The organism is Pedobacter sp. (assembly GCF_035566355.1).
GTDB lineage: Bacteria > Bacteroidota > Bacteroidia > Sphingobacteriales > Sphingobacteriaceae > Pedobacter.
In genome coordinates this window covers 1-18,388 of the sequence record NZ_DATMRL010000415.1, presented here as the reverse complement: position 1 = coordinate 18,388, position 18,388 = coordinate 1, and the positions used below count along the sequence as shown (strand labels likewise).

The window sequence follows — 18,388 nt, the reverse complement described above, 5'->3', positions numbered from 1 at the left end:
TAGCAATATTTCTTCCTTTATTCAGATAATACCTCATTGAATCCCGGCCAAAGGCTGCAGGATATAACAATAAGTAGTTATAGATGACAAGAGACATAATGGAATCCTTGCTCAATTTCCTTCCCACTTTTAAACTGGCCTTAAACCACTGTTTTGACTTGTCGTCTTTCCCAATTTCTTTATAGACCATCCCAATATTCATCAGGGTTTGTACGCTATTAACAGAATCTTTTTGTTTTTTATACAATTGGTAAGCATCATTATAATACCGAAGCGCAAGTTGGGTATTGCCTTTCAAGTCAAAAAAAACGCCCAGATTGTTTAATGCATCGGCCTCACCCTTTTTATATTTAAGACGCCAGGCCATTTCTCTTGCCTTTTTACCGTAATAAAATGTGCTGTCTACGTTTCGCTCATACATGAGCATACCGATCCTATTGATTGCATCAATATAACGTAAACTGTCTTTGATTCGTGACAACGATGCTTTAAGATTATCCAGTTCATCAGGCTGCGCATTACAAATGCCTTCGGCGAAAAGCAGGATAAGACAAAACAACAAGGTTTTTCTCATTAGATGGGAATTTACATAACAAAGAGTGATTGATATAAAGATAAACTTATTTAAAACATTTTTTCAGAATACCTATCTAAAAATCAGTACCACTACATTCTTCATCATGAATGATGCTATGGCTTTTACCTAATAATGACGAGGTCATTTATCCAAATACTGAGGTCAAAGAGTATATTTGATCTTAGTAAATTACGATTATGAGTATAAAAAATCTGAGTTTAAGATGGTCAGACCTGGACCCCAATTTTCACTTGCGCCACAGCAGTTATTATGACTTGGCTGCGCAAGAAAGAATTGAAATATTAAATGAATATGGAATTACCATAGACCTGATGAAGGCCGAGAACGTTGGACCGGTTCTGTTCAAAGAACAATGTGAGTTTAAGAGGGAGATCCATCTCAATTCCAAAATACATATCATAACCAAACTATTGAAGATGAAACAAGACGGTTCCTTCTGGGTTATTCAGCATGAATTTCTATCTGAAGACAATACACTGCATGCATTAATTAAAGTAGAAGGCGCATGGATCAATACCATCAAAAGAAAATTGGCCAGACCTGTTCCTGATGCCATATTTTCTGGACTGGATAGATTTCCAAAGGCAGAGGATTTTGAATTTATACAATAAAAAGGGGACGCTGTAACCTCCTGAATTTATATTTTCCTGTCTCTTTAGGTATAAATTATCTGTTCATTTGTGCACAACAAGTGTTCGGTTTCGATCACTATATATCAGGTAAATCTGCTATCGCAGCGTCTGAAACAGATAAATGAATTGTGGTGTAATATTGGCACAGCTTGGGAAAGTCAGACCAGTACTTTGTAAATTCAGACCTATGTTCAAATTAAATCTTAAAATTGCATTACGAAGCCTATTCAAAAACGGTGTTTCTTCCTGTATTAATGTAATTGGGCTGGCCATCGGACTGGCTGCTTGCTTTCTCTTGTTGCTATATGTATCTTATGAATGGAGTTTTGACAAACAAGCAAAAAATGCCCCTGATGTTTATGTTGCAATGACTAATGTAAGCGACGACAGCGGAAAAATCGTAGCAACCTTTGACGGTACAACAACGGGTTTTGCTCCCCTGGTCAAACAAGGGATTCCTGAAGTCAAATATATTGCACGAATGAACTATGGTTCCAGGAAACTGATTGCAAACGGTGAAAACACCTTTAAGAGACAGGCCAAGTTTGCAGAGCCTGATCTGCTGAATATATATGATTATACCTTTATTCAGGGCAATCCCAAAACCGCTTTAAATAATCCAGGATCTGTTATCTTAACAGAAAGTACCGCAAAAACGCTATTTGGCTCTACAGATGTATTGGGTAGATCTGTAAAATATGAAGCGCAAAACGATCTAATTGTTTCTGCGGTAATTAAAGATCTGCCCGAAAACAGTTCCAACAGATTTGATTTTTTAATGCCCTGGTCATTCTACGAGACGGTGAATCCAGATGCAAGAGGACTGAACTGGAATAATTATAGTTTTTCAACATTAATAAGGCTGAACCCAGGCTCCGATATCCAGTCAGTGAACAAAAAACTAGATGATCTGATCAAACATAACCAACACATCAGCGGAGGCATCATACCTCACTTTCTTTTTCCATTATCCGACATGCATTTGCACGGCAAATTTGAAAATGGCAAGAGTGTTGGTGGAGCAATCGATCAAATCTGGCTTTTTACAGGTCTGGCCTTTGGTATTTTGTTGATTGCCTGTGTTAATTTCATGAACATGGCTACTGCAAAATCAGAGAAACGGGCAAAGGAAGTCGGCATTAAGAAAACAATAGGTGCTACGAAAAGTTCGCTGATCCTTCAGTTCCTGATCGAATCAATGGTCCTGGCATTGATCAGCATCGTCATTGCTCTTGTGTTGGTGGAAGCTTTTCTGCCAACCTTCAACCATTTATTGAACATTAGTATGGGCATTTCATACTTCAATTTATACAATTGGTCCAGTTTGCTCGGCATTGTCTTGTTGACGGGATTGGTTGCGGGGAGCTATCCTGCATTTTACTTGTCCTCCTTTAATCCCGTACAGGTATTAAAAGGAAAAATCCCAGGAAGTTCCTGGCTTTCTTTAAACCTGAGGCAAATATTAATAGTGGGTCAGTTCTGTTTTACTGTATTGCTGATCATATCAACGATGGTGATCTATAAGCAGATACAATATATAAAAAACCGGCCGATCGGCAGCAATGTAAATGCCCTGGCAGAAATGCCACAGGATGGAGATTTACAATTGAAATATGAATTATTTAAAGAGCAACTGCTTAAATCTGGTGCGGTTTCCAGTGTTTGCCAATCGTCGGTATCTCTGGTGCATCATAGCTCCTTTATTAAAAATGTACAATGGCCAGGTGCCACTCCTGCCGAAAGTGACATTCTGTTTAACCGGGTTGGCACAACCTACGATTTTATTAAAACCAATGGCCTCAAACTGCAAAGTGGCAGAGATTTCTCAAAACAATATGCTTCAGATACCGCAGGTGTATTAATCAGCGCCGCTGCGGTTAAAGCAATGAATTTAAAGCAACCAATAGGTACAATCCTTAAACTCGCTGGTCAGGAGAAAAAGGTTATAGGCGTATTTGAGGATTATGTATGGGATTCTCCTTATAAGTCCAATACACCGCTCCTGATTTCGTTTGACAAAGATTACACGGGTTATATTACGATGAGAATTAATTCTGCGGGTAGCCTGCAAAAAAATATAGAAACCATAACCAAGATCACAAAGGAACTCAATCCTTCTTATCCTGTTGAACTTCGTTTCACAAGTACTGTATACGAGGAAATGATGCAAAAGGAGCAAAAACTTGGCATTCTATCCAATATTTTCGGTGGTCTGGCAGTTTTTATCTCATGTATGGGATTGTATGGTCTGGTTTCTTTCAGTGCAGCACAACGGACCAAAGAATTTGGCATTAGAAAGGTTCTAGGTGCCTCTGCCTCGCATTTAATGCAGCTACTTTCCTATTCCTTTCTGAAAATGATCTGCATTGCAATATTTATATCGGTCCCGCTGTCTTATTATCTGATGGACAAATGGCTTCAAAATTTTGAATTCCGTACCTCAATTTCCTGGTGGGTAATTATTGCAGCTTCTTCATTAACTTTAGGTATCGCATTGCTTACCATTAGTTTTCAATCTTATAAAAGTGCTGTAGCAGATCCGGCAGAGGCTTTAAAATATGAATAACTCTACAGATACATTACATAACCATATGGCCGAATGCACTCAGTTAAAGGAAGTTCTGGAAGGAGCCTTACAAGTTGATGCAGCTCCAGATTTTTACAGGAACATAGAAGAAGCCTTTCATTTACTCATTGCGAACCGTCCAGATCAGGCTGTAAGTGTATTCGAAACTTACAGTCAATTAACTTCGCTTTTTCTTGTAATAAAAAAGAATAAAGACGCTATAGAGGCTATGATTTCCGAAATCAACTCAACGATTCTTTCATTTGAAGAAAAATATTGGAACCAATAAATGCAGAAATCAAACAGATAATGCAAGGTTTATTGGTCGTAGGAGAAAGAAAACGCTATCATTTGTTCTAAAGTTCTCTATCTGGTCTGATTTTTGTAAAAACCAGAAAAATAATCTATTTATACAAATGAAAAAGAAAACCAACTTAACTATTGCGCTGATTGTCATTGTATTCACCTCATTAACAACAAGACTACATGCTCAGTCGGCAAAAGTAACGCTCTCTCCTGAATTACTCATCCCGTTTAGTAAAGCGTACAACGTAGGTATTGGTGGTATTTTAGAAGCAGAGTGGCCAGCGGAACGCAAATTAGGTTTAACATTGGCTACAGGTGTAGAAACCTTATTTCCAAAACATGACTGGTATGAGAATTATACCTTTTTACCTTTAAAAGGTGGAATTAAGTACTATGTGGACAAGCAATTCTTTTTGAACTTTAATTTAGGTGCAGCCGTTGGATTTAATGGTTACGGTACAGACTTCTTAGTTGGAGGTGGTATTGGTTATAAGGTGAATAACCGCATTGATCTGGGTTTCAGAATTGAAGATGCCGGTACCTCTTATGCGGCCTTAAAAGTTGGCTTCAGATTGTAATTTCAGCTTAAAATTTATCATCCTGGCCTGGCCTGGATGATAAATTATTTCGACTTCAACAATATATTACTCCATAGAATTTCCCTTTTCCGAATTTATTCAGTTTGTTCATTAGGCAGAAGCACGGAATTTTCTATATTTGCAGCCTCATGAGTTTACCCCTTCGCATTACGTATAAAGATATCGATATTAATTTTTCTATTTTAGGAGAAAAACCTTCTTCTAACACCAACGAAATCAATATTTTACTCCATGGAAAAGAGTTAAAACTAATCCGTTCAGATAAAACCTGGAACCTTAGTGACACAGAAGAAGAAAGTCTGGACCGGGAATTGATCAATGCAATCGGTAAAGCCATTTCCCTTCGCTATAGGTTTTAGGCCCGTTGTTGCTGACCATTGTTATAATCTTCTGACAATAAATTCCTAAATATGGTATAAATTAGATGCCATACAGAATCTTATGATATGTCAGAAACAGCCGCACATAAATTTTCGGGATTAACCCCTTCCACTTTAGTTTTCTTAAGTACACTTAAGAAAAACAATAACAGGGAATGGTTTAACGAACATAAAACAGAATTTCAGGAAGAACAAAAATCTATTGAGATATTTGCAGACACTTTGCTGGAGAAATTATCAGCTCACGATGTAATTGAAACCGCATCAGGCAAAAAGAGTTTATACCGGATCTATCGTGATACACGTTTTTCTAAAGATAAAACACCTTATAAATCACATTGGAGCGGTAGTTTTAAACGGGCAACCAAATACCGCAGAGGTGGTTATTATTTTCACATAGAACCAGGAAATAGTTTTATTGGTGGTGGATTCTGGGGACCTGTACCGGAAGATCTCAAACTCATCAGAGATGATATAGCTTTTGACCCCTCCTCTTTGAGAAATATACTTGCTGAGCCCACATTTCTTTCCCTTTTTGGAACCTTACATGGAGAGCAACTTAAAACAGCACCTAAAGGCTATGATCCCAGCCACGAGGCCATTGATTTACTTCGGTATAAGCAATTTCTGATTTCCAGAAAGTTTTCAGACAAAGAAGTGTTGAGTAAAAACTTTCTGGAAGAGGTGAACCGTACTTTCATGGGTATGCGGCCATTTTTCGATTATATGAGCGAGGTGCTTACAACAGACATCAACGGATTACCAATATAGCCGCCGGCCTTATCTATTTATTTAAAAAAGGAGAAAAGACCACGGTTTGGTTTCCACTCCTTTTTTCTCCTTATTGCTTCCTGATTGCCGGGAACCATTTTTAATATGGTGTCCAGTGTACCTATAGCAGCTTTCAATTCTCCGGTTGCTTTACAGGCATCTGCATAATAGAGTGTCATTTCTACACGTGCATCATCCCATTTCCAGCCATTTCTGTTATAACAGTCAATGCCATCCCATGCAAAGGTCATGCATTCCTTCCATTGCTCTTGTTTATAACAGCATTCTGCCAGGCGAAGATTGGCATCACTAATAATGCTTTCTTCTATAGGATCTCCGGATTGACAAGACTGAAGCAATATTTTCAGATTCTCTCTCGCCTGGTCATAATTCTCCAGGTTGAGATAAGACATTCCGCGCATAAAATGCACCTTTTGAACAGATTCGAGTTGAATAGCTTTCCCTTTAACAGACTGATAATTGTCTGCACAGGCAATACACTGCCGGTAATCTTTCATCTGATAATAATTTTGCATCAGCATAAACCAGGAAGAGTTGTCATCAGGATGTTTTTCCAGTTGCTCCTGCCAGGCTTTGTTGGCCTCTTCCAGGCTACCTTCTTTGAGCAGGTCAAGCCGGATGTTCTGGACAGTAATATACCTTTCATTCAGGGTAAAAAGATACGCTTCTGAAAGTTCTTTCCGGTTGTTACTGATAAAGTCATTGTACTCCTGGTCAGTTGTTGTGAGTAACTCTTTGGTTTCTTCCAGACGACCCAATTTAAGGAGAATCTCCAGAATTTCCCCTCTAAGTTCTATATAATCGCTGAAATCTAAATAACTGCTACCATAAGTTAGGGCACGGTTGAATACCTCCAAGGCCTCTTCGTACCTCTGCAATTTTTTAAGGGCTGTTCCCCAACTGCTCAGCTGCTCCCAGAAAGGAGAAAAGGAATAGCCCAGCTGATGCACTTCTACAGCCTTTTCATAAGCGCCTTGAGCAGTCAATGCAATGCCATAATTATTACAGCACATGGCAAATACATGCACATCAGCATCATTTGTACCTTTCCTCTTATTATGATTACAAAAATAGTTATAAAAACCATCGTAAGAGATCTTATAGAAGTTGGTTCTGATTTTAAGTAACTCTCTGCTAATGGATGGGTTGTAAAATTGTGTTTCAAATTCATAGAAATTGACGCCGGCATTGTAATAGTCTGAAGAAGAATCTTCAGGCCATTTTTCCAGTTGAGGAAATGCAGCATTGACGTGATAGTTCGTCTCGTAAAAGCGCTGTACACCATAAGAGCGTCCCCCCATTTTTAAGCTCCTCTCCAGATACGGAAGTGCTTCTGCATAGCTTTTGGCATCATATAAAGCGGCACCAGCATAATGATATGGAATATACCAATCAGGAAATATTTTAATATAATGCTGAGCAAAATTGAGCATTTCAACTGTATCGCAGCCCAGTTCATCAGCAAATACTCTCAATGCGACAAAAATGGCCTCCACCATCGACTTGTTCTCTACCCCTTTACTGTTCAGTTCTTCCAGTTTCCGGTACAAGTCCAACAGCTCTTCCTCCGCTCCAGACACATTTGAAAGGAAAGCCAGAACGGATACTTTACCCCCAGTTTCGTAATCCTTCTGGTCGAAGGCCAGATTAGCAATCATCGCAAAGTTCAAAGGATCGGGATACATATAGTCAAGACCTTCTTTATAGACTTCAAGTGCCTTCATTCCGTCATTCTGATGATGCAGGTATAAATTGCCTTTTTTGAGATATACCTGACCAAGTTCAACATCAAGCGCATTCCTGTTCTCTTCATAGAACACCTTAGTTAAGGTGATCAATTGATCTGCATCTTCCAGCGCAAGAGAAATGTGTCCTTCCTGCTGGCAGGCGTCCTGATGGTAACTGATGGCTTTAATTTTAGTGGCCAGGTGAAGAGAGTTCGCCATTATATCACAATAAGCGATAGCCTTTGGTAAATTGGTCTTGAGTAAAGCAATATAAATATAGGCCAGATAGAGCATTGCCTCTTCATTGGAAGGATCAAGTTCCAATACTCTTTCAAAACTACCGCAAACCGATTCAAACCGGTTGTCTTCTTCCGGATCTTCATCCCATGCTTCATAAAAGACCATTTGGTATTCACTTTTGGCTTTTAGCAATAAGGCTTGTGTGTTTTGTTCATTAACGAGAAGGAACAGATTGGCTGCTTCAAGGCAGGCTTCATAATTATCGTTGTTGTAAAGGTTGTGTAAATATTCGAGGTCTACCATATAGCGTTAGTATGTCTGGGTATCTTTTGGGGCGTAGAGCAAAATTTCTGCCAGTTATCACCAATTTCTTTTTGTTAACTTTGCCATATGCAAATTTGCCCGGCTGTTTCTTTAAATTCCTTGATCAAACATTTTCTGATTTTAGAAAGTGATGGCCCCGTGAATCATCAAATGTTTGCTGATGGTAATCCTGGAATTGTATTTCATTATGACCAGCCCATTTCAGAAGGATCGCATCGCAATACCATGCCAGTGGGCTTTCTTTACGGACAACTTAAAGATTGTAAACACTTAATTTCCAGTGGAAAAACAGGACTCATTGTTACTGTTCTCCAACCCTACGGCATCTATGCATTAACAGGTATACCAGCCAATACGTTCAAAAATCATTTCACTGCATTAGAGGATGTTTTAGGGAACCAGGCAAGAGAATTGGAAGAGCAGATTTTAAATGCATCCAGCTCTGCAGACAGAATCCAGATTCTGGAAACATTCTTTATCAAAAAATATTCTTCCTTCTACCCTGTAGACCCCGAGGTACGGCACTCAATTGAACTAATCTGTACACACAAGGGCCGTTTACCCATTGCATGGATCAACGAGAAACTCCAGGTCACCGAGCGGCAGTTAGAACGAAAATTCAACGCTCAGATCGGCATCAGCCCAAAATATTTCTCTGGTATAGTAAAGATACACCAAACACTAAAATTATTGCAATATACTCCTTTCAACAGTACCGCACAGGTTGCTTGTGAAGCTGGATATTTTGACCAGGCACATTTTATTCACGATTTTAAGAAGATAGCCGGAGTTAGCCCACTAAAATACCTGAGCCAGAGCCATAAACTAGCAGTCAACCTCTTTCCTGCCGGGATTTAATTCTTGTCGGAAATGTACAATCCTGGCATTTCAGGCCAGCGTAGCTTTGTCTTATAATTTAATTAAGATGAAGACTATAAAAATTGCTTCTGCTCAGTTTGAGCATAAAAATGGAGATAAAGCCTATAACTTAAGCGTCATCAAAGATCTTACAGCAAAGGCTGCAGCCCAGGGCGCTGATGTGATTGCATTTCATGAATGTTCTATTACAGCTTATACATTTGCAAGAAACCTATCCCGGGAAGAGATGCTCACACTAGCCGAACCTATCCCAAATGGCCCATCTATACAAACCCTTACTGCATATGCAAAAGAATATAAAATAGCCATTCTGGCCGGGCTGTTTGAGAAAGATGAAAATGATCGTTTATTTAAGGCTTATGTTTGCGTTGATGAAAACGGACTGGTTGCAAAGTACCGAAAACTCCATCCTTTCATTAATCCATACCTGGAACCGGGAGATCAATACGTTGTTTTTGAATTGCTGGGCTGGAAATGTGGTATTCTGATTTGTTACGACAATAATATTATTGAAAATGTCAGGGCTACCACACTCCTTGGTGCTGACATTATCTTTATGCCCCATGTAACGATGTGTACACCTTCCACCAGGCCGGGTGCTGGTTTTGTTGATCCTGCATTATGGGAGAACAGACTAAGCGATCCCACATCTTTGAGAATAGAATTTGATGGGCTCAAAGGCCGTAGCTGGCTGATGAAGTGGATGCCGGCCAGAGCATATGACAATGGTATTTACGCCATCTTTTCTAATCCAATCGGTATGGACGATGACCAGTTAAAGAATGGTTGTTCCATGATCTTAGATCCTTATGGCGACATCATTGCAGAATGCCGTGAACTTGGAAACAGCTTCTGTATAGCTAACATTGCCGCAGATAAGTTAAGCAAAGCCGGCGGCTACCGCTACAAGCAAGCAAGGAAACCAAACTTATATAAAGACATCATTGGTCAGCCCCACGACGCGGAGCAGACAGTTGTCTGGTTGTCTTAGTTGATTTTATTGTCAGATTGAAACACATTAAAGGGTTTCGGCGAACCGGTAATTTTAAGCGTAACAACACCGTGTGCCGGAACCTCTATACTGACTGTTTTCATGGTAGATACAGGAGAATCTTTATGTTTCCACAGGTCACGTAAAGTATAACCTTTTGAAGCATCAATACCCAGACTGTCCAGATTAAAAATCTGACTTGCTGTTTTTGCAGATCGGTTAAGTAAAGTTACGGCAATGGTCCCGCTCATGGTAGAGATTAGAGGTTTTGCCCATGTTTCAAGTTCACCTTTCTTTTCGAGCCTGCGCGCTTGATAGCCTAACTTATCCTGGTTCAAGGCAATTATTTCCTTGTTGGTTACCAGACTTAGTGTTTCTTTAGATATAGTTCGCAGATCATTACCTAACAACAATGGAGAGTTCAACATGCACCACATCGTAAAATGTGCACGATCTTCTTCATAACTCATCCCACGTCCTACCTGCAGCATATCCATATCATTTACATGCCCTGGTGAACTGTATTTCCAGAGATCTGCATTCTTATCAATAATATGAAGAATAGATTCAAACTGGTTGCTGATATCTCCCGATATCCGCCAGGAATCTGCAATTTCCATTGCCCATTTTCCGGGAAACTGCCACCGGCAGATATTAAATAAGGCTTCGGGTTTTATACTTTTTATCCGGTTGGCCAATTGTGTATAACGCAGCTGCTCATCTAGCCCCAGCTTTTCACCTCCGCACCAGTCTATTTTAATGAAATCATATCCCCAGGTTTTAAGCATTAGGGTAAGATCTTGCTCGTCATGACCATAAAGACCTGCTCCTGCGCCAATGGTATCCTTGTCCCAAATTGAAGCACAGGTATTGATTCCTGCATCTGAATAAATACCTGCTTTGAAACCTTTACGGTGAATATAGTCTGCAAGCGCTTTCATTCCAGATGGAAACCTTTGCGAATGAACCAGTAAATCCCCTTTAGCATTCCTCCCGCCAAAGAAACCATCATCCATATTGATATACTGGTACCCCGCCTCTTTCAGACCTTTGGCAGCCATAGCGTCTGCCTGTGCTTTTACGATATCTTCATTAATAGCCACCCTAAAATTATTCCAGCTGGACCAGCCCATGATCGGTGTTTTAGGGTGTTGGACAATATCTTGTGCATAAAGTGCACCTGCAGAGAGAAATAAACTAAAGAGTAACGTTTTACAGAGTTTTACCATGGTTTGGGAAAATTATAATTTTTTTCCGGGTTTATTTTCAAAAATGTAAGAAATCAACAATATCATCATCAATACAACACTAATGGCAAATCCGATCCAGGCAAGAGCGGGAATATCCGCCCATTTGGGAGGTTTATCTGCTAATAACAACAAAGCCGAACTGACCCACAACCCACACAAAACAATAGCGAGCACTGTCCTGTTGAATCCTTTTACAATTCTCTCTTGCAAGACCGGAAGCCCCCCGACTTCCTGTATAACTTTCAATTCCCCACCATTGAGTTTTGATATGATCGAAACCAGATCATCAGGCACTGTTTTTAAGGCGTCAGCCATGGTCCCCAGAAATTTGAGCCCTTTCTTTTTTAAATATTCCGGACTAAGCCTTCCCAGCGCAATCTTTAGAATATAGGGTTTCAGACTTTCTATAATATTCAAATCAGGAACCAAAGCACGTCCAATTCCTTCTATTAAAACAATACCTCGCACCAGTAAGTACAGATGTTCAGGCATTAGAATCTCATTTTCATTCAGAATGCCAGAAAATTTACTCAACACTTCCTTTACATCCATTTGATGAAGAGAACTGCCTTCAAGCAGATTAAAAAAATCATGAATGTCCCTTTCCAGTTTTGTTTCATCAGGGATATTAAAGCGGATGGCCATTTTTTTAATCACCGCAATGAGCCTCCTGGCATCCTGGGCAATAAAATAGGATATAAAATCTTCCAGTTGTTCTTTATCCTTAGGCATCATGCTGCCCATGGTCCCAAAATCAATAAAGGCAATTTGGCCGCTGGCCAATACCAACAGGTTTCCAGGGTGAGGGTCTGCGTGAAAAAAGCCATGGTCCAGTACTTGTGTCAGGTAAAGATCTAGTCCCCGGGCTGCAATTTCACCAGGCTCTAAGCCCATTTCTATCAACACTGGTTTATCGGTTATTTTTACACCATCCACATATTCCATACACAATATATTATCATTGGAAAGCTCTGGGTATGTCCTGATCAGATAGATGTCTTTATTGCCTTTAAAATTTCTGGAAAACTGCTCAATATTAGACAACTCGTTTAAAAAAGAAAGCTCATGAAAGATAGATTTTTCAAAAGCTTCCAGCACTTCAACTAAATTCAGTTTCCTGAATACTTCACTGTAACTGACCAGCAATTTAGCTACATCTTTCATAATGAGCATATCAGAGGCAACAACTTCCCGGATACCGCTACGTTTGATTTTAAGAATGGCTGCAGAACCATCCTTCAATGTCGCTTTATAAACCTGGGAAATGGAAGCTGAAGCGAATGGTTCCAATTCAATATGCTCAAAAAACTGATCCGGATCAACACCCAGATCAGTTTCAATAAATCCTCTAACATCAAGGGTTTCCGGTTCTACTTTATCCTGCAACTTTTGAAGCTCAACAATCATATCTTTTGGCAAAAGATCTTCCCTGCTGCTAAAGGCCTGCCCAAATTTCACATAAGTGGGACCAAGTTCTTCAAGCGCCATCCTGATGCGCTCATAAACACCAAAAGACAATTTCTCTCCATCAGATTTAAAGGCATCCGTTTCTGTACCGGGGGACGATAGTAAGCTCCTGATATTACTTCTGACCAGGAGCTCTTCAAAGCCGTATTTTACCAATATATGAATCAGCGTTACTGTTCTCTTTAGTTTTTTTGCTTGGTTTTTCATCATGGGTTTTCACTCCACAGAAACCAAGCCAAACAGGCTATTCGTAACTGGCTTCCTCAATCTCCTTTTTTATCATTTGAGCCCTATCTTCATAGCCATTCTTTTCTTGTTTACATTGCTCGATAGATTTATCAATATATTTTATAGCCAATGTCCTATTTTTAAGCTGCTTGTAAAGCATCGCTAAGGTGGCATTATTAATAAAATTATCCTTTATAACCAATGCACGTTCCGCCCAGCTTTTCATGATCAGGATATTTGCTTCCTTTTTGATCAATCTGGATCCGCCCCCAATGACATTGCTGATTTTAAGATCGTCGTTATAATAGTATTTGTTAACTAGCTTATCTGCATATAACATGTAATTATCTTCATCTCCGGCCCTCAGATAATAATCCGTATCAAAACCCAAAACCTCTTTATCTGTTAAAGCAATTTTGGTCTTCAAATTTGATTTTGCCGTTTCATATTCCGACAAGGTTTTATAAGATTTATACCAAACCTTGCCCTGAAATTCATCCAGGTAGAATTTTTTGATGTAACCATCAACGCTATCTTTCCCGATCAAACCCTCGAAACCCTTAACATGAGTTTCCAGGTACTTAAAAGGACTACTATCCGTTGAATTTACATTTTCTGTGATTAGAGCAAATGTTTCTGGCGTTACCGCTGCAACTGCATCAAAGTACCGATTAAAAACCTCGCTGGTCTCTTTAACGTCACCTTTTGCTTTAACAAGGATAAAATAATGGTAAAAATCCTTTTTACTGAGTTGATTTTTAGCAAATTTCTCTTTGAGCAGAGCATAGTCATTCTGTGGCTCCAGGGCCAGTTTACCATGTTCAAGGAGCTCCTTGAGATCCATAGAACTCGTCACCCGATGGATCACCTCTCCGTTAAAGTTGATATAGGCAAGGGTTGGATACCCGTTTATGTGGTATTGTTTTGCCAATGCAGGCCCCTCTCCTTTTTCTGCGTCTACTTTGTAGGTAATAAAATTTTTATTGTAAAAATCACCAGCTTCCTTTTTAGGGAAGATATTCGCAGACATGTATTTGCAAGGTCCGCACCAGTCTGTATAAAAATCTATAAATATCAGTTTATTTTGTGCTTTTGCCAAAGACTTAATTTCGGCCCAGGTACCATGGTTGAATTCGATGCCCTGTGCAAAAATGGAGCTTGTTGTAAAACCTGTTAAAAGGAATACAATGATCATATATATGTACTTTTTCATAATTTGTATTTTAAATCTTTGGGTTAATTTTTGTAATGCTGTTCGATTCTTTGTTTGAACTGTTCTATCATGCCGGCTTTGCCGTCATCGTCTCTTTTTGAAGCCTCCATGCAGAATTCTATGTTTTTTAAAGCGTTTTCTTTATCCATTAACTGATCGCAGATCATGGCAAGACCTAAGTAATTCAGAGAATTTCCTCTGATAGCAACTGCGATTTCTGCCCATTTCTTAAGCATGAGCAAGTGATTCCGATTTTTAACCATGTAAGACCCTCCAAGGATCATGCTGATTTCTTCATCGTCCCGATATGCATACTTTTTAACCAGTAGATCCGCTGCCTTTATAAAATTGTTTTCGTCACGAGCCTGCTGATAATAAGAAACATCAAGTTGGAGTTTTTCCTTTTCGGTTAAATTGGCCTTCGATTCCAAAACAGCTTTTGCTGCTAAGTAATTTTGCTCACTTTCTTTTGAATTATAATGAAGGAATTTAGAAGAAAACTCCTGCTTTAATATCTTTTTGATATAGTCGTCCACTTGTTTCTTTCCCGCAGTACGGTAAAAATTATTACGGTAAGCCAGAAGATATTTAAAAGAAGAACTGCTGCTTGAGCTTAAAAAATCCTCCATCAAAACAAAAATCTCCTTGGAATTTTCCTGGTGAACAAGATCAAAATAGCGGTCGAAAATATCATTTACCTCATTGTTCTGATCTTTTGCTTTTGCAATGACCATGAAGCGGTATAAATCATCCTTACCCAGTTCATTTTTAGCATATTTTTCCTTTAAAAGATCATAATCCTTCTGTGGGTTGAGCGCAACTTCCGCGTGCTTGATCAATTCCTGTGCACTTTCAGCCCCTGTGGTACGATAAAGCTGTTTTCCATCTGTATCTGTAAAAACCAGTGTTGGATATCCGGAAGGCCGGTATTCTTTAGCCAAAGTGATTCCCTCTCCTTTTTCCGCATCTACCTTTACGTTAATGAAATGTTTATTATAGAAGTCTCCTGCCTCCGGCAAAGGAAAAACTTCCCTGGCCATTTTCCGGCAGGGTGCACACCAAACTGTATAAAAGTCTAGAAAGATGAGTTTGTTCTCCTTTTTTGCCTGTGCTTTAATTTCAGCCCAGGTGCCATGGTTAAATTCAATCCCCTGTGCCAAAAGCGTGGCTACCGACCCTAGGGTCAGGGCAACCATCAGTATATATATTTTCATGTTTTAATCTTTATGGATAATAGAATAGTTATTTGGTGAACTAGCGCGGATTCTGCTCTATTTCTGGATTGGCATTGATCACTTTCACCGGAATTGGGTAAATATAGCGGTTACTTCCGGGCGCAAGGGTCAGTTGCTGAGTTTTTAATGGGTGGATAATTGTCTTGACCAGCTTTGGATCTACATTCAATCTTTTCAGATCAAAAAGACGTGAACCTTTGCAAAAAAGCTCTCTTCTTCTCTCTTGTAATATAAGCAGCAGGGCATTGTCGTCGTTTCCAGCAGTCAAGGCCGTATAATCTGCGGGCTTAAACCTTGTTTTACGCAATTCGTTTACAACAGCAAGACCAGCCTGTGCTTTTTGCGTCCTGGCTAAACATTCTGCCTTGATCAGCATCATTTCTGGGACTGTTGGCCCCAACTGGGTACTGCCCGGAGCCGTTTCAAAAGGAGAAAAGTAGGAATGATAAGTACCGGGATAAGTAAAGATGCCTGTAGGGTCCCCATCTGGCCCAACATAGTAGGTAAAAAAGTAAGTGCGCAGGTCTTTTGTACCTAGTAAAGTCATCAATTCAGGGCTCAAAGGAAAATTTCCACCCCCGTCACTACTTGCTTTCATCAGGATTACTTCGGGGTTTTCCTGACTGGTGGGAAGAAAAAAACCATCCGGCAAACCAGATCCGGCACCTGCACCAATGTAAGGATTCAGGTCAAAGAGCTCCGATTGTATGCCAAGTGATAAACTGGCATTGTCCAGCGCGCGCTGATAATTACCCATATTCAAATACGCACGGGCCAGTAAAGCATAAGCCGCACATTTTGAAGGGACGGTTTTACTTGATGACAAAGGTGCAAGTGTGGCAACGCCTGCATTCAGGTCATTTAGGATCAAATCATAAACTGCACTCACTGTTGCACGTTTCAGATTTTGGGTATAACCTGGTTCTGTGAGCAAGGGCACTCCAAGATCAGTGGCCGCGCTTCCCGTGTGGTATTCTTTTGCGTATAAGTTAACCAGGCAAAGGTAAGCATATGCCCGGTGTACTTTCGCTTCGGCAATCAGCTGCTGCTTCAAATTTTCATCGCCTGATTTGGCATTTGGCAATCCCTGGATCGCGACATTAGCATTGTATATCTGTTGGTAGAACAGGTTCCATTCCGGGTCATCTTCATTGGCCTGGTAAAACAGATTAGCCCATTTGTAAATATTTAAAGACCGTACATCCAATCCATTAATAAAACTGTCATTTAAGAACGCTACATTATCGGTGGCATATTCCACACTTCCGTACGATAAATTAAAAACCCCGCTATTATTTAACAGCAACTGATAATCATTTACCGTACTAGGTATAATTTTACCCTGAGGCTCAATTTCAACATATTTCCTGCAAGAGCTGAGAAAAAGAAATAAGAAGAAGAATACTAAATAATTATATTTTGATGTATACATCGTGTTTAGAATTAGAGTTTAAAAAGTTGCTTTTACACTAAAGACAAAAGATCTGGAGGGTGGCAAAACAGATGAAGTTAAATTGTCAAGATAATCCGGATCTATTCCTTCTTTGTTGGCTGTCCAAAGGGCAAGGTTCCTTCCTGTTACGCTTACACTTAACATTTGAAAAGCATTCCATTTCAATTTTCTCACCGGAATCCGGTAAGTCAGGGTCACATCACGCCACCTGATATAACTGGCATTCTCTACGAAATAATCACTGTCGATATACCGGTAGGAACTGGTGTGCAGAGGATCTATTGCTGGTATATTTGTTTTCAATTCATCTCCAGGTACCCTCCAGCGATTAGCAAGATCTGCCTGTACAATTCTTTTGTAGGGAATGGTATAGGTCTGATCTGCAGTAGGCCTCATAAATTTGTGACCCGCTTTAAAAGTAAACAAAGTATAAAGTTCAAAATCCTTATAGGTGAAAGTATTTGAAAGTCCACCGAAATATGGAGGTGTTGTATTTCCCTGATATCGAACCGCACCGAGGTCCTTTTCATCAAAAGTAATGAGGTCGGCCAATACTTTTTCACCATTACCATTGTAAATCATTGCATTTCCATGTTCATTCAATCCTGCAAATCTATACGTGTACAAACTGCCCAACGCCTGTCCTTGTATTGGATTGGTTGTTCCGGTATAATATGTTGTGGTTTCCTGCTGAAAATAAGCTTTAGTTACCTTATTGGTATTGAAGGAAAAATTTAGGGACGGGGTCCAGCTAAACTGCGAGTTGCGAATAACATTTGCACTTAATTCAAGATCGACTCCCCTGCTTTTCATTTCCAGCTGATTGGCGAGCAAAGAAGTAAATCCATAAGTTGGATTGATGTCTACATTTCCAAGTAAGTCCAGGCTTTTGCGCCAGTAAGCGTCCACGCTTCCACTAATTCGGTAATTGAATAAGGAGAAATCCGTGCCCAGATTGAAGGTTTGTACACGTTCCCATCTGAGCAGCGGGTTTGCGGGGTTGTATATACTTCCAAAGGGATCATTATTAATGGGATTGTTGCCCGATTGCTGCATTACCAGGTAGGGAGAAGTATCCTTGTTTAAATTTCCATTATACCCTACAGTTGCTCTTAAGTTTAATTTGGAAAGCCAGTTTGTTCCGGCCATAAAATCTTCGTCCTTTGTCCGCCACATTCCACCTAAAGACCATAAAGGAACAGCACGGAATTCTTTTGAGGCACCAAAAAGATTGGAATCGTCTTTACGGAAACTTCCAGATAGAGAATATCTAGACTTGTAGGTATAGGTAAAGTTTCCAAATACAGAGGCGTACCGGTCTTTCCTGTTTTCATTAGACTGGATATAGGGAACTTTCTGGTCACCGTCTGCTGTTTTATACGTTTGTGCATAATTTACTGGTATTGAACTCAGTAGTCGGTTATCGTATCCATATTCCCGGTTGCCATAACCAGACAACAAAGTTTCTCTGAGTTCCACCCCAACTACAGCATCCAAACGGCCCGCAT

The 18,388-nt window shown here is 39.8% G+C and carries 15 protein-coding genes and 1 pseudogene; 8 read left to right on the top strand and 8 right to left on the bottom strand.

Annotated elements, in window-relative coordinates:
* On the bottom strand, window positions 1–574 hold a 574-nt coding region (locus VNZ46_RS16130), incomplete at its 3' end, for a tetratricopeptide repeat protein (protein ID WP_325561091.1).
* A gap of 200 nt (window positions 575–774) precedes the next feature.
* On the opposite strand from VNZ46_RS16130, the gene VNZ46_RS16125 reads away from it, so the two are divergent.
* The 6 genes from VNZ46_RS16125 to VNZ46_RS16100 all read left to right on the top strand — a co-directional run bounded on the left by VNZ46_RS16125 (window position 775) and on the right by VNZ46_RS16100 (window position 5,852).
* Window positions 775–1,209: an acyl-CoA thioesterase gene (locus VNZ46_RS16125; protein WP_325561090.1), complete on the top strand. Its 435-nt coding sequence runs from the start codon at window positions 775–777 to the stop codon at window positions 1,207–1,209.
* A 208-nt stretch (window positions 1,210–1,417) separates the two neighbouring features.
* A complete protein-coding gene (locus tag VNZ46_RS16120) occupies window positions 1,418–3,796 on the top strand; it encodes an ABC transporter permease (protein ID WP_325561089.1) in 2,379 nt (792 codons plus the stop codon).
* Window positions 3,789–4,085 carry a hypothetical protein gene (locus VNZ46_RS16115; RefSeq protein ID WP_325561088.1) on the top strand — a complete coding sequence of 99 codons (297 nt, stop codon included), beginning with the start codon at window positions 3,789–3,791 and terminating at the stop codon, window positions 4,083–4,085. The genes VNZ46_RS16120 and VNZ46_RS16115 overlap by 8 nt, the downstream gene beginning before the upstream one ends.
* Window positions 4,086–4,212: 127 nt before the next feature.
* Window positions 4,213–4,680 carry a hypothetical protein gene (locus tag VNZ46_RS16110; protein WP_325561087.1) on the top strand — a complete coding sequence of 156 codons (468 nt, stop codon included), beginning with the start codon at window positions 4,213–4,215 and terminating at the stop codon, window positions 4,678–4,680.
* A gap of 149 nt (window positions 4,681–4,829) precedes the next feature.
* Window positions 4,830–5,060 carry a hypothetical protein gene (locus tag VNZ46_RS16105; RefSeq protein ID WP_325561086.1) on the top strand — a complete coding sequence of 77 codons (231 nt, stop codon included), beginning with the start codon at window positions 4,830–4,832 and terminating at the stop codon, window positions 5,058–5,060.
* 87 nt (window positions 5,061–5,147) lie between these two features.
* On the top strand, window positions 5,148–5,852 hold the full coding sequence (locus VNZ46_RS16100; RefSeq protein WP_325561085.1) for a DUF2461 domain-containing protein: 705 nt from the start codon (window positions 5,148–5,150) through the stop codon (window positions 5,850–5,852).
* Window positions 5,853–5,869: 17 nt separating this feature from the next.
* On the opposite strand, the gene VNZ46_RS16095 is transcribed toward VNZ46_RS16100, so the two are convergent.
* A complete protein-coding gene (locus VNZ46_RS16095; protein WP_325561084.1) occupies window positions 5,870–8,143 on the bottom strand; it encodes a tetratricopeptide repeat protein in 2,274 nt (757 codons plus the stop codon).
* Between the two features lie 87 nt (window positions 8,144–8,230).
* Between VNZ46_RS16095 and VNZ46_RS16090 the strand changes: the two genes are divergently transcribed.
* Entirely contained in the window at window positions 8,231–9,022 is a 792-nt protein-coding gene (locus VNZ46_RS16090; protein ID WP_325561083.1) for a helix-turn-helix domain-containing protein, read from the top strand.
* A 67-nt stretch (window positions 9,023–9,089) separates the two neighbouring features.
* Window positions 9,090–10,034 (top strand): nitrilase family protein, encoded by a 945-nt coding sequence (locus VNZ46_RS16085; RefSeq protein ID WP_325561082.1) that lies wholly within the window; start codon window positions 9,090–9,092, stop codon window positions 10,032–10,034.
* Here the strand turns inward: VNZ46_RS16085 and VNZ46_RS16080 are convergent.
* From VNZ46_RS16080 to VNZ46_RS16055, 6 genes and pseudogenes are all read right to left on the bottom strand, one after another.
* Window positions 10,031–11,263, bottom strand: coding sequence for a glycoside hydrolase family 27 protein (locus VNZ46_RS16080; RefSeq protein ID WP_325561081.1), 1,233 nt, complete (start codon window positions 11,261–11,263; stop codon window positions 10,031–10,033). The genes VNZ46_RS16085 and VNZ46_RS16080 overlap by 4 nt on opposite strands.
* A gap of 12 nt (window positions 11,264–11,275) precedes the next feature.
* Window positions 11,276–12,961: an ABC1 kinase family protein gene (locus tag VNZ46_RS16075; protein WP_325561080.1), complete on the bottom strand. Its 1,686-nt coding sequence runs from the start codon at window positions 12,959–12,961 to the stop codon at window positions 11,276–11,278.
* 34 nt (window positions 12,962–12,995) lie between these two features.
* Complete coding sequence (locus tag VNZ46_RS16070) at window positions 12,996–14,192, bottom strand: thioredoxin family protein (protein WP_325561079.1); 1,197 nt, start codon at window positions 14,190–14,192, stop codon at window positions 12,996–12,998.
* Window positions 14,193–14,215: 23 nt separating this feature from the next.
* A complete protein-coding gene (locus VNZ46_RS16065) occupies window positions 14,216–15,406 on the bottom strand; it encodes a thioredoxin fold domain-containing protein (RefSeq protein WP_325561078.1) in 1,191 nt (396 codons plus the stop codon).
* Between the two features lie 40 nt (window positions 15,407–15,446).
* Window positions 15,447–16,859, bottom strand: coding sequence for a RagB/SusD family nutrient uptake outer membrane protein (locus VNZ46_RS16060; protein WP_325561077.1), 1,413 nt, complete (start codon window positions 16,857–16,859; stop codon window positions 15,447–15,449).
* Window positions 16,860–16,877: 18 nt separating this feature from the next.
* A pseudogene (locus tag VNZ46_RS16055) lies at window positions 16,878–18,388 on the bottom strand (hypothetical protein); the annotation flags it as partial.